The organism is Marivita hallyeonensis, assembly GCF_900129875.1.
GTDB lineage: Bacteria > Pseudomonadota > Alphaproteobacteria > Rhodobacterales > Rhodobacteraceae > Marivita > Marivita hallyeonensis.
Map to the genome: position 1 here is coordinate 16,308 of NZ_FQXC01000007.1, position 11,717 is coordinate 28,024.

Genomic DNA, 11,717 nt, shown 5'->3' on the forward strand with positions numbered 1-11,717 from the left:
CGTTTCAGGTCTTACTTCAGGTCGAGCACGACGACGGGACGCGTGGCGTCGCGCATCGTCGGTCCGGTCAGGTCTTGCGTGGCTGCGCCGGAAAGGTGCGCTCGAATGCGATGCACCCGGGCGATGTAGTCGCGTGTTTCCGTGAAGGGTGGCACGCCCCCGTATTCTACGACGCGATGCGGCCCGGCGTTGTAGGCCGCCAGCGCCAGATCGACATCGTTAAAGGATGCCAGCTGCGCCAAAAGGTACCGTGCGGACCCGTCGAGGTTCTGCGCGATATCGGTTCTGTCTACGCCAAGGTCGCGTGCGGTGGCGGCCATGAGTTGGCCAAGACCATAAGCGCCTTTGTCACTGATGGCGTCAGGGCGATAAGCGCTCTCGGCTTCGATCAAGGCGCGGAATAGAGCCAGCCAGTCATCGGAGCTGATCTCGAGTGCTCGTAGGGCTCGGTTGCGTTCATGTCTTGAAGCTGTCGCATGAATGGCCGCCAGCACATCCGACGGGGCCGTGGTCGCAAAGTTCTGAGAGTGTGTGGGCGGGGGGTTCTTGTCTACCTGGCCGTGAACCGTCCAGCCGTCAGTCGTTCTGACGCTTCCGTCCGCTCCGAAGATCATCGCCTCCGCCGGGAGCGTCGAAGGGGATAGAGTAGTCGCTGTCAAAACACAGAGTGCGACCATCGCCGAACTCGTGGTGATGTTTGAAGAGGCCGGGCCAGATGTTGAAGAGGCGGGGTTCTGGTCCGTAGGGTCCGAACCGTGTAGAGACGAGGATCGCCTCGGGCTCTCCTTCGCGCAGGTAGACACACTGATAGCGGGGCTTCCCATCGTCCGTGAACTCGACAAGCTCGTACCGACAGCGGAAGTCGACTCCCGACCCGATGAGGTCCTTCACCCCATCAATAGTAATCAAGATTTGGTCTCTTGCGATCGGCACCGGACTCCCCCACTGGGAGTCCTTCTACAATCGGCAGCATTCCGCAGAAAGCCATCACTCTGCAATATATAATAATGCGCAATACGTATTTTGAGCGAGAATTGGCCTAATCACTCCAGGAGGCCGATATGAGACACACCCGCCTTGCGTCACTGGTTCTGGCAGCCGGGCTGACGGTCGATGCCCAGAAAGCCCGTGCCTACGATATGGATTGCGCCATCATGCTGTGTATGGCCGGGGGGTTTCCGTCGAGTGCTGTGTGTTCCGCCGCCTATGCCGAAATGATCCGGCGGATTACGCCTTGGCCGAGCCGGCCACCCTTTGGGGTCTGCACCTATGCTGCCGTTCCGGTTGCTTTGGGCGGACCGGGTGGAGAGGATGCTCTCGATATTTCGACACCGGACTACGAATGGCTACGCCGAACGCGCGTGCTTTGGTGGCGCGGTCGGTCTTATGAGCCGCGCGATGAACCACGTCAGTGGGACTGGTCCATCAGATCCTGCGATCATGAAAACAAGAACTGTCATTACATCGTGCGCGTCTACGGCTCACATTCGCCTTGGCCGGCTTCGTTCGCGTCGGAAAACGGTCAGGAGATCCCGACACCTGGCTCCGGTGGGCTTTGGACCTTCTATAGCCGCGCCGTCATGATGGAGTATGGCGATTACGACGGCGCCATGGATTACACCGATTGGGTCAGATACTGAGGCGTCGTTCGGCAACTAAAGGTATTCGATATCGGCACGGGCCTGCGCCGCCAGTTTCGACAGGCCATGCCGGGTCAGGTCGAGCAGGAACTCGGACGGTGTCATCGGCGGGTTTTCATACCTTTTTCTCACGCGGCGGAGTGCACGGGCACCGCCGGATGGATACAGGTCGTAGGTATTGGCGAGCATGTCATCCGCGCCGAGCGTTTCGACGCCATAATCGTCGAGAACTTCGCTTGGGAAGTCTCGATGGTTTTCTGTCACAATAACCTGTGCCGAGCATCGGATCGCTGCCGCGAGAACGTGTCTGTCGTCCGGGTCCGGCAGGTCCAGACCAGCAATCAAGGGCTGGTATCCGGTCACGAAACATTCTTCGAAGGTCTCTCTAATCGCGGCTTCCTGCTGGCGAATGCTCTCTTCGAGATGTGGTTTGAGCGCGATCAGGTTGCGTGTCCATTCGTCGAGAATCTCATCTGTGACCCTGGCCCGAAACAGGCCTTCTTGTGTGAACGTCAAGAGGACGTCCCGAACCCGGAACGGAAACAGGACGTTGGCATCGAGGACAACCACGAAGGGGTTGGCCACAAAGCTCATGCGTTGTCGAACTCCTGACCCAATCGCGCAAGGTCGCGCATCGCTTGCTCCTGGCGCCGCTCTTTCTCTTCCCGGTATTGCATGAGCGCCGTCAGAGGCACGCGCCGGTGCTTGCCCACCTCTTCAAATCGGATCTTCCCCTCCTTGAGCAACTTCGTGAGATGAGGGCGGGATACGTTCAGCATGTCGGCGGCCTCTTGGGTTGTGAGCATTGTGCCGACCGGAACCAGCGTGACCATGTTGCCATTGCTCACATGGCCGAGCAGTTCGATGATCAGTTTTCCAACCTCTGGCGCGATGGAGACCGGATCGCCGTTCTCTCCCGAGACTTTCAAGCCTCCGTCCAGTTCCATAGCCACGGCGATGGCTGTCGCAGCATGCGCGGCACTGTCGATTTCTTCCGGGGTCGGCGGGCGCTCCATGAGTCCGCTCTGGGCTGGTCTTTCCGCGGTATCGGCCATGGTTTTTCTCCTCGGTTCATCCCCTTAGATGTACCCAGGGAGTCACGCATGCAAGAGAAATAAACGGAATAAGTGAAATAAGTGTAACGATTTTGATAGACGGGTCGCGCCATCGAGTGTAAACAAAACAGGAACAGAATCGCCTTAAGGAGCAGTCTCATGGGCAAGAACACGAAACGCACCTCGCGCAAAGTCGCGTCGCAGGCAGCGGCCACGCTAAGCGACCCGAACGCCTCCGCAACCGCCAAGAGCCTGGCGGCATCGGCGCTGGCGCAGTCCGGGACTGGTAAACAGACGGGGGCGGCGATGGAGGACAAAGCCTCCAAGGTCCTGCAAAGCGACAAGTATAGCAGTGACACGAAATCGTTGGCAGGAACGGTTCTCTCGCAATCGAACAAGGCGCGCTAGACTAGGCGGGTCCGGATCTATCGAGATCGATATCTCGTTCGATGATATTGACTACGCAAATCTCCTCGGGCCTTACGAGCCAGACCCGCGTGCGGTCGCCGGTGTTCCAGAGATGCTCTTGCCAGACGACAAGTTCCGACCCGTTCACGATTGCTACGCCTTCGCGCACGGGCACGCCTGTGAGCGGACGATCATCCACCCGCCATCCCGGAGCAGGGTGTCGTCCGGCCTCCTAGCTGCGGGGTTTGAGAAGTTCCGAAGGATCGATGTTCAGAGCCTGGGCGATCTTTTCGAGCGTTGTCAGCGAAGCGGAATACTTGGCATTTTCGATCTTGCCGACATAGCCGCGGTTCACACTTGCACGATGCTGTGAGCGATACTTGAACTGCGACTCCTATTCCTTTCGAGGGTAGGGGCGTTGGCCCATCTCTTCCATCATGTTTTCACGGAAGACCTCGGCGGGTGTTTTCCATCCGAGGCATTTTCTGGGTGTCGCGTTGAGGCGGTCGCAGATCATTTTCAATTCATGATCTGTGACCGCCGTGATGTCGCGCTTTCTCGGCAGCCATCTTCGAGCGCGCCGGTTGGTGTTTTCGACGGTGCCTTTTTGCCAGGGTGAGGACGGATCACAAAACCAGGTTTGCGTCCCGATCTCGGCCTGAAGGTGCGGCCAACTGACGAACTCGGTGCCACGGTCAAAAGTAATCGAACGACGCGCGATGTAGGGCAGGTCGCGCACCGCTTTCATGATCTTGCCCATCACCGGTTTGGTGCGCTTGTTCGGGTTTTTCAGAAGCACGGTGAACCGGCTCACACGCTCGACCAGCGAGGTCACGTTTGATTGCCCAAAGCGTTGTTTGAACAAGACAAGATCAGCCTCCCAGTGACCAAACTGGCGCCGGTGCGCGACATCATCCGGGCGGAACAGGATGCTGACATCACGGTCGAATTTGGGCTTCTGGCGCTTTCTGGCACGACGCGGCCTGCGGGCTTTGCGATGTTCGGGCAGGTACCACCACAGCTCCTGATCCATGCCTTCCTTGGAGTAGATGTAGCGGTAAATCGTCTCCTGACAGACGCGCAGTTTGGCGCCTTCATAGATCATCCGGTTGCCGATCTGCTCGGGCGTCCAACCTTGTTTGATCCGCGCGATCACCGTCTTGCACAGGTCTGGATGTCGGATCAGTTTGCGCTGCACCGACCGACGTTTGAGCGTCTGCAGTTGAGCGGCATGACCGAAGTACCCAGCATACTTCTTCGGGAAGGCATCATCCGCCCAGAAATTGCGTTTGATCTCGCGATGAATGGTCGACTTCGAGCGCTTCAGAACACGCGCCATTTCACGGACGGGGACCTTTGCGTGCCACCAATCCTCAATTCTCCGGCGTTCTTTCAAGCTCAGTTGCGAATAAACAGCTCCCATGCCATGGTCTCCTATTAGATAACTCATTGTTTTCTAATAGGAGTCGCACTTCAGGGTAGCGCGCTCCCAACGGGTGTTCTGAGTCTGATAAGATTTATTATGTTAATTATAAGACTTTCTCATCAAAATGTTCATCATATGCTTTCTTGGAAGCTGCTATTCAAACAGGTCGCAGCCAACGGCGGGTATGAGCCCATTTTAATCGATGCTGCATTGCTAATGAAAGTCGGTTATGTATACCGCAACTCGGAGTTGGTTAAGCGCCAGTTGTGTCGTTTAATTCTCGAAGAGCTTACCAAAAAGGCTGCTGGCTCGCCGCGATCGTGCTTCAATCTCGTCTTGAGACAAAGCCGGGACCGAGCCAAGAGATTGCTGCATTTGCAACTCGCCGATCAGGAGACTGACATACACCTCGGTTGCGACGGCGACGCCGTGTTCGAAAGTAAATTTCCCTGACGCCTCCATGCCCGCCAGCTGTGCCTTGATACAACGAAGCATCGCCTGGCGTGCATGTGTTTCAATTGCCTGAGACAGAAGTCCCGTTTCTTGCACATCTGCAACAGCCGCCCTGTTGATGATGATCGCCTTTTGCGTGGCTGTGAAACCGAGAACCAGCTTTCCCAGTGCAAAAAGATCGTCGCTGTCCCCGGTGAATGTACTCTCCAGAGCTTCCTCAACTGCCCCGGCGTTGGCCACGATAAGGCTCTGAAACAAGGACTGCTTGTTGCCATACCAAGCATAGAGTGTCTCGTTCGATGCTTTCGCTTCTTTGGCGATCTGCAGCATGCTGGCCTTCTTGTAGCCGACCCGCTCGAGCACCTTGAATGCGGCTGCTTCGATTTCGGCCCGACGCGTCGTCTGATCTTCACTCATCGTGGTCTCCGGATTTCTGTTGACTCGAACCGTACATAGGTTTACGGCATGAGTAAATGACCGTACATGTGTTTACGGTTGATTTGCTTCTCGAGGAAAGGAGTCGCATATGACCATCTTGAAATGGATCGGTGGAGGGGCGCTTGTCGCTCTCATCGCCACCTCAGCAACAATCGGTATCGGCACATACCTGACCAAGCGTGACATTTGACAGTTTCAGGAGCAGGTGGAGGAAATTGCACGCAGCGCACCGGCTCCGGTGGCTGCACAGGCAGCCATCTCGAACCTGCCTGAACCGGTGCAACGCTATTTCGGCTTCGTCTTTCCCGACGGCATTCCAGAAACGCGACTGGTGCGTTTGACGTCAGAAGGTCAGTTCCGTCGCCCACAAACTGACGGCTTCAGTTTCACGACATCCGAGCAGGTGATTGCGACAAACACGCCTGCGCTCATGTTCTCGGCTACAACACCCATCCTCCGTGGCGTCTGGGCGCGCGCCTATGACTTCTTTGCCAATGGCGAGATGGAAATGAAGGCCAAAGTGCTATCCACCATCACCGTTGTGGACGAACACGAAACGCCTGAGTTGAATGTAATCTCACTGCGCCGCTGGTTGTTGGAAAGTGCGCTTTATCCCCATGCCCTTCTCCCGGGTGGGCCGGTGACATGGGAGGTGATTGACGGTCAAACAGCCCGTGCCGTCGTCGCAGCCGATGGCCTGCAATCCTCGATGATCGTGCACTTCGGCGAGACGGGCGGCATCACACACATGGTCGCCGAGGAAGATGGCGATCTGAACACGCCATACCACGGGTCAGGAGAGCATGTGACCCGATCCGACTACCGCAACGTCGGCGGCGTCATGATCCCGCATGCTTTTGTCATCTCAAGGATGGCCGGAAGCGAGATTTATCCGTTCTTCGATGCTCAGATCATCAGCATCGTTTTCGAATAGGCCGTAAAGGAACCATAACCATGCTACTCAAGACACTTGTAATTCTTGTCGGCCTTGTTCTCTGCATCGCACTCGTCGCGGGTATTGGCCTTTACCGGGCGCATGGCCAGAATGCCGCTATCATCGACACCCGCGTGCTGGCGGATGAACCGATCACGATAGACCTCAGACCTGAGGTCTATGCCGATTTGCCGGCACCTGTACGGCGCTACTTCGCCTACGCATTCAACGGCGAAATAAGCGTCACGCTGCGCGGCGTCGAGTGGAGCCAGGATGGCGACTTCAAGTTACCGGTGGTTGGCCAATTCGTGGCGGATGGGCGACAGGTCAGCCATCCGAACCGGCCCGCATATGCCTGCACCGGATGGTTCTGGCGCTACGGGCTACCGCTCATCGAAAGCCGCGATGCGTTCTTTGTAGACACACACGACATGCGCGCGAAACTCCTGGGGTGGATGACGGTCATGCACACCGATTATCAATCCGCTGAGCAGATCGATTCCCTCCACAGCTACCTGGTGCTGCGCTACTACGGCCAAGCCCCCCTGATGCCGTGGGCACTTCTCCCAAACGACTTCGTAGTCTGGGAGGAGAACGATGAGACCTCGGCTTACCTACGCATTACCCATCGCGATCTTGAAGGAGCATACCTTGTGACTTTTGGCCCCGACGGGGAAATCGTCTCCATGAATGGTGACAGGCTCTTGATGGAAGGAAACGAGACGATGCAGCGCGAGGTTGGCGGTAAATCGCAGTACCGTGAGATCGGAGGCTTCATGCTGCCGACACGGCTGGAGTATCGCTGGTACGACCAGTCTGGCGCTTTGATCAGCCGCTTCCAGTCAGAGATAAGCGATCTTCGCGTCATTCGCTGATTCATACTCTGGAAAAACCGCAGCAAAGGCTCACTCTGTCCGCTGAACTGCCGACCGTCCAACCCTAGCTGTACGGCTGCTCTGGGAAGAAGCAACCCTGGCCGCGGACACAGCGATCGACGGCTTCGAGCCCACCTTGCCTAATGCTGCATCGAGAATGAATATCGGCTTCAGTGACTTTTATGAAAACCGGCCAAGATAAGCGGAACCCATGATCTGCTCACATTTTGAACCGGTACTCGTAGGTTAGGTCTGTTGAAGTCTTGAAGTGCTGACAAAACTGCCCCCGCTTGGGGGTGTAGATTTTCGGCTGTTTGATAACACAGACTGGCTGGTCGCGCCTGGCAATTACAAAAGCGCGGCTGGGACGTTGTTCCCGACTGCGCTGTGCGGCACTTCTTTTTTGTAGCCTCTGAAGGCTTCACTGAAGGCGTTGTCCGTCGGATTTCCTGGCCATGAGACGTCGAGCGCGATACCGCGCTGATAAGCCAAAAGGGACCATATTGCTTCGTTCCAATCGCGCAATTGTATCGCACCATCTGACCATTGACTCAAATACCTTGAAAGCCCCAGATCAGAATGAGACCTGTAGCCATTATCCAATCGCAAATGACGCAAAATGGAATGAACCAACGTGGCACGTCAGTTTTGACCAAATTGTGATGTAATAGGTCCCATAGACCATGCGCCGCAAGCGCGGCTGCTATGACGTAAGGATAGCCGTTCAGACCAAGCCAAGCGGCGGTGGCGAATGCGAGAGCAACAGAAAACTCCAGAAGTATTGTTTGTGGTCGCCCATCCTTAAACGCATAGCCAATGTAGATTCCGGCTATGAGCACAAGCGTTATAGCGGCTAGCTGATAAGACAACACAACCGGGAGGAAGACGTGTATCGGTAGCGGCAACACGCCAAACAGAAAGCCCGAAGTTAGAGGTACGCGTGCGAAGATATGGCTAGGGACAGTCATGACATTCTGTTTCAGCAGGTGACGCCTCTAGTCAATGCGGCTAACCGACCGACGCATCTAAATCCATTATGAAGGCCAACCGGGGCATTCGCCTATTGGCGGGGTAACAGCTGCTTTGTCACGCCCTGCTTTCTTACTGCAAGCGCGAAACCAATGTCGGCTTCGAGACCAACTTGACCGATGCTGCACAATCTATGAAGGTCTGGTATGGATACGAAGCATCAGCTCCGTCCTCCAAAAAGCAGTGAACTAAATGCCATTAGAACCACAAACTTATCGTCAGTATGCCTACCTTGGGATTCAAGGCAAAGGACCTTCAAAACATATTACGGACGTTTTGGGGATTGATCCTGATGACGAATGGTCTGAGGGCGACCCTTGGCAAACGAAAGGCCCTCATAAGAAGCGCTGGTTCACGAACTGGAAGCTCAATAGCGGTATACCCGAAACAGAAGACCTAAACATCCATGTCGAGGCGATCTTACGGCGACTACGCACCCGTGAGCTTGCATTACAAAGCCTAAATGGCGACTACGATGTGCGGATGGTTTTCGTAAGCCACAATCTCCAATGCTTCAGTTTCGAATTGGATTTTCAACATCAAAGACGTCTTACCCAACTTGGTATCCGAACTTGGTTCGACGCATACATTGATGAGGACGTGCACAAATTGATGTTTGATTTGCGATCAAGATATGGTCGTGATGTCTTTGACGAAGCAAGAGATGGGGGCGATGTCGCCTTAGACATGATGCTTTCGGCAAAGAAGGATATAGCCAAAGAATGATTTCCGTTTTGCCGACATTGGCGCAGCCGCAGCGAAATGGTGCTTTGTCCGCATTGCGGTCATGCCGAGGGCATTCAGGCATGCCGCAGCGCGGCAAGTCCGCTAATGGGATGTACCGGCTGCTCCACCCAGCAGGTTAGGCTTTGCCTATTTCTGCAAACTGGAGAAGTAGCATGGCGAAGAACGACTTTGATGAGCTGATGTCGATCGGCATCGATATCGGCAAGGACACATTCCACATTGTAGGTTTCGATCTGTCTGGACAGCGCGTCCTCCGCAAACAGATCAAGCGACTTGCCTTGGTCGCCACATTCGAGAAGTTGCCGCGCTGTGTCGTGGGAATGGAAGCATGCCTGAGCGCTCACTTTGTCAGTCGAACGCTGCGCGAGATGGGTTCCGAGCCTCGGATCATTCTGGCGATCTATGTCAAGCCGTTCAATAGGGGGCAGAAGAACGACTACAATGATGCAGAGGCAATCGCCGAGGCCGCGCTTCGGCCAAACCTGCAAACCGTGTCTGAGAAGAGCCAGGATCAGCTGGACCTCCAGGCCCTTCATCGTGTGCGGTCGCGTCTGGTTTCGCGCCGGACTGCCACGATCAACCAGATCCGCGCGTTCTTGATTGAGCAGGGCATCACTGTGCGCAAAGGGCTACGCGCCTTGAAGAACTCGTTCGAGACAATTCTGGAAGAGCGCAAAGACGAGATATCGCCGCGCATGCGCTCGATCCTGATCGGTCTTTATGGCGACTGGATGTGGATGGATGATCGGATCGACAAGGTATCGCAGGAGATCGAAGAGATCAGTCGAACAGAAGAGAACTGCGTCAACGTCATGACTGTCCCTGGCATTGGCCCGATGATCTCGACAGCGATGGTTGCCGCCATCGGTGAAGGAGAGGCGTTTGATCGCGGTCGCGACTTCGCGGCTTGGGTGGGGTTGGTTCCTCGGCATTACAGCACCGGAGGACGAACGGTCCTCGGCCGCATCACTAAACGCGGCAGCAGATATCTAAGGATGCTGTTTGTTCAGGCGGCGAAGATCATCATGATGCGACCGCATCGTTGGCCTGACTTCAGCTTCGGCGATTGGCTGGCACGTGCTTCCGAACGCATGCATCGCAACAAGGCTGCCGTCGCGCTTGCGAACAAGCTCGCACGCATGGCTTGGAGCATACTGAGGCACAAAACGGCGTTTGATGCGCAAAGAGACGAGGTTGCTATCGGCATCTGAGCCGAGGCAGTCCAAAGGAGTTCGCGACAGATCGACAGCATGGAACGGAAAAACTACGCCCCCAGAATCTGACGGCCCTAATGGTCATTATCGACCTGTCCGCTAATGAGATCACGGTGCGAGCGTAACCCCAACAAGGCCACGACCCGCGTGTCGATCAGTAGGCCGGATACATATGAGCGACTTCCGAGAACATGCGAGATATCATTTGCGAACAGCAGCCGGTACATACATATGAGCCGATAACGTGGAGAAAGACCACACAGCGGATGAAGACGCCCGCCTTTACTGAGCGGGAGACTTCCTTTCCGCCCTTCGATGGGGGACCCAATTCGCCAATCGTCCAATGGAATGGGAGGCATTGGGGGCATGGGCTGCAACCTTGCTTCCAGGAGTTACGTCGCGATCATGCTGTTGCGTGCCACGATGGCGATGGCAACCCATACGACCAGGCGTAGGGTCATTGCGAACACTGTGCGCATCTCGAAGGCTCCGCCAGACAAGATGTGCAAACCAAAAAGCACGAACACAACCGCGATAGAGATCGCCAGGAGGATCGCAAGTGAGACCGCCCAGCGACGTCTCATCGCAATTCCAACACCCGCCAGCACATAGGCAAAGCCCGACAGGAAATTGAACCACAGGACGAACCAGACGGCGTTTCCCGCCGCTGCCTGGGCCGCGTCATCCCCAAACAGCACGCGCCCGCCAGACAGGATCGTCAGCATGCCAAACAGAACGGCTACGCTGGCAGCTGTTCGTATCGGCCAGTTCTTGGGTGAACGGTTTCTCATGTCGCTTCCTCCTCTTGATCCTCCAGAACCCCATCGCGCAGGTGAAACAACCGGTCGAAGCGGTCGTAGATCTTCTCGTCATGGGTGACGGCGACAATGCAGGCATCGTGTTCGGCAGCCAGTTTGCGCAACAGATCCATCACGATCCCCGCGCGTTTGCTGTCCAGCGCCGCCGTTGGCTCGTCCGCCAGGATGATGCGCGGGCTGTTCGCGAGGGCGCGTGCGATGGCCACGCGTTGCGCTTCACCTCCCGACAGAACTGCCGGCATGGCGTCCTTGCGATGGCCCACTTCCAGATAATCGAGCAATTCCAAAGCCCGCTCTTGAGCTTCCGCGGATGATCGACCCGCCAGCGTCAACACCAAGGCGACATTGTCACGGGCGTTGAGAAACGGAAGCAGGTTGTGGAACTGGAAGATGAAGCCGATCTTGTCGAGCCGTAGGCGGCGCAGATCGCCGCGCAGGGCCCGGTTGTCATAGACGAGCTCGCCGTCGAGCGTCACCCGGCCTACGGTCGGCGCGATGATGCAGCCGATGACGTTGAGCAGGGTGGTCTTGCCCGACCCCGACGGGCCCAGCAGGGCCACGACCTCGCCACGGCGTACGGTCAGGTCAATGTCGCGCAGCGCATCGACGCGTGCCTCGCCCTCTCCGAAATGCTTGGAGACGCCGGCGATCTCGATCAGGGGCCGGCGCGCTTCATCCAT

17 protein-coding genes are annotated in these 11,717 nt (G+C 56.3%); 6 read left to right on the top strand and 11 right to left on the bottom strand.

The window, feature by feature from the left end:
* Nucleotides 1–11 precede the first annotated feature (11 nt).
* A complete protein-coding gene (locus BUA42_RS18570; RefSeq protein ID WP_072779847.1) occupies nucleotides 12–614 on the bottom strand; it encodes a lytic transglycosylase domain-containing protein in 603 nt (200 codons plus the stop codon).
* Complete coding sequence (locus BUA42_RS18575; RefSeq protein ID WP_072779848.1) at nucleotides 577–933, bottom strand: hypothetical protein; 357 nt, start codon at nucleotides 931–933, stop codon at nucleotides 577–579. Before BUA42_RS18575 ends, BUA42_RS18570 begins: the two co-directional genes overlap by 38 nt.
* A gap of 128 nt (nucleotides 934–1,061) precedes the next feature.
* On the opposite strand from BUA42_RS18575, the gene BUA42_RS18580 reads away from it, so the two are divergent.
* Complete coding sequence (locus BUA42_RS18580; protein WP_072779849.1) at nucleotides 1,062–1,640, top strand: hypothetical protein; 579 nt, start codon at nucleotides 1,062–1,064, stop codon at nucleotides 1,638–1,640.
* A 15-nt stretch (nucleotides 1,641–1,655) separates the two neighbouring features.
* Here the strand turns inward: BUA42_RS18580 and BUA42_RS18585 are convergent, their stop codons facing one another.
* Both BUA42_RS18585 and BUA42_RS18590 read right to left on the bottom strand, forming a co-directional pair.
* Nucleotides 1,656–2,234, bottom strand: a complete 579-nt coding sequence (locus tag BUA42_RS18585) for a PIN domain-containing protein (RefSeq protein WP_084066302.1) — start codon at nucleotides 2,232–2,234, stop codon at nucleotides 1,656–1,658.
* Entirely contained in the window at nucleotides 2,231–2,695 is a 465-nt protein-coding gene (locus BUA42_RS18590) for a helix-turn-helix domain-containing protein (RefSeq protein ID WP_072779850.1), read from the bottom strand. The genes BUA42_RS18585 and BUA42_RS18590 overlap by 4 nt, the downstream gene beginning before the upstream one ends.
* Nucleotides 2,696–2,854: 159 nt before the next feature.
* Here BUA42_RS18590 and BUA42_RS18595 point away from each other — a divergent pair, with 159 nt between their 5' ends.
* Nucleotides 2,855–3,103 carry a hypothetical protein gene (locus tag BUA42_RS18595; protein ID WP_044025800.1) on the top strand — a complete coding sequence of 83 codons (249 nt, stop codon included), beginning with the start codon at nucleotides 2,855–2,857 and terminating at the stop codon, nucleotides 3,101–3,103.
* 1 nt (nucleotide 3,104) lies between these two features.
* Here the strand turns inward: BUA42_RS18595 and BUA42_RS21260 are convergent, their stop codons facing one another.
* From BUA42_RS21260 to BUA42_RS18615, 4 genes are all read right to left on the bottom strand, one after another.
* Nucleotides 3,105–3,302, bottom strand: a complete 198-nt coding sequence (locus tag BUA42_RS21260; RefSeq protein WP_178346933.1) for a hypothetical protein — start codon at nucleotides 3,300–3,302, stop codon at nucleotides 3,105–3,107.
* Between the two features lie 33 nt (nucleotides 3,303–3,335).
* A complete protein-coding gene (locus BUA42_RS18605; protein ID WP_084066303.1) occupies nucleotides 3,336–3,458 on the bottom strand; it encodes a helix-turn-helix domain-containing protein in 123 nt (40 codons plus the stop codon).
* A 39-nt stretch (nucleotides 3,459–3,497) separates the two neighbouring features.
* Nucleotides 3,498–4,526, bottom strand: coding sequence for an IS30 family transposase (locus tag BUA42_RS18610; protein WP_072779851.1), 1,029 nt, complete (start codon nucleotides 4,524–4,526; stop codon nucleotides 3,498–3,500).
* Nucleotides 4,527–4,802: 276 nt separating this feature from the next.
* Nucleotides 4,803–5,399, bottom strand: coding sequence for a TetR/AcrR family transcriptional regulator (locus BUA42_RS18615; protein WP_072779852.1), 597 nt, complete (start codon nucleotides 5,397–5,399; stop codon nucleotides 4,803–4,805).
* A 226-nt stretch (nucleotides 5,400–5,625) separates the two neighbouring features.
* On the opposite strand from BUA42_RS18615, the gene BUA42_RS18620 reads away from it, so the two are divergent.
* Nucleotides 5,626–6,354 carry a DUF6920 family protein gene (locus BUA42_RS18620; protein WP_143152749.1) on the top strand — a complete coding sequence of 243 codons (729 nt, stop codon included), beginning with the start codon at nucleotides 5,626–5,628 and terminating at the stop codon, nucleotides 6,352–6,354.
* A gap of 20 nt (nucleotides 6,355–6,374) precedes the next feature.
* The gene (locus BUA42_RS18625; protein WP_072779853.1) at nucleotides 6,375–7,229 is read left to right on the top strand and encodes a DUF6544 family protein; all 855 of its coding nucleotides are present in this window, start codon (nucleotides 6,375–6,377) and stop codon (nucleotides 7,227–7,229) included.
* A 551-nt stretch (nucleotides 7,230–7,780) separates the two neighbouring features.
* Here the strand turns inward: BUA42_RS18625 and BUA42_RS21345 are convergent.
* Nucleotides 7,781–8,197, bottom strand: a complete 417-nt coding sequence (locus BUA42_RS21345) for a DUF6010 family protein (protein WP_072779854.1) — start codon at nucleotides 8,195–8,197, stop codon at nucleotides 7,781–7,783.
* 253 nt (nucleotides 8,198–8,450) lie between these two features.
* Here BUA42_RS21345 and BUA42_RS18635 point away from each other — a divergent pair, with 253 nt between their 5' ends.
* Both BUA42_RS18635 and BUA42_RS18640 read left to right on the top strand, forming a co-directional pair.
* Nucleotides 8,451–8,984 carry a DUF4279 domain-containing protein gene (locus tag BUA42_RS18635; protein ID WP_072779855.1) on the top strand — a complete coding sequence of 178 codons (534 nt, stop codon included), beginning with the start codon at nucleotides 8,451–8,453 and terminating at the stop codon, nucleotides 8,982–8,984.
* Nucleotides 8,985–9,157: 173 nt separating this feature from the next.
* Nucleotides 9,158–10,216, top strand: a complete 1,059-nt coding sequence (locus BUA42_RS18640) for an IS110 family RNA-guided transposase (RefSeq protein WP_072779856.1) — start codon at nucleotides 9,158–9,160, stop codon at nucleotides 10,214–10,216.
* Nucleotides 10,217–10,611: 395 nt separating this feature from the next.
* On the opposite strand, the gene BUA42_RS18645 is transcribed toward BUA42_RS18640, so the two are convergent.
* Both BUA42_RS18645 and BUA42_RS18650 read right to left on the bottom strand, forming a co-directional pair.
* Nucleotides 10,612–11,010, bottom strand: coding sequence for a hypothetical protein (locus BUA42_RS18645; protein WP_072779857.1), 399 nt, complete (start codon nucleotides 11,008–11,010; stop codon nucleotides 10,612–10,614).
* On the bottom strand, nucleotides 11,007–11,717 hold the full coding sequence (locus tag BUA42_RS18650) for an ABC transporter ATP-binding protein (protein ID WP_072779858.1): 711 nt from the start codon (nucleotides 11,715–11,717) through the stop codon (nucleotides 11,007–11,009). The genes BUA42_RS18645 and BUA42_RS18650 overlap by 4 nt, the downstream gene beginning before the upstream one ends.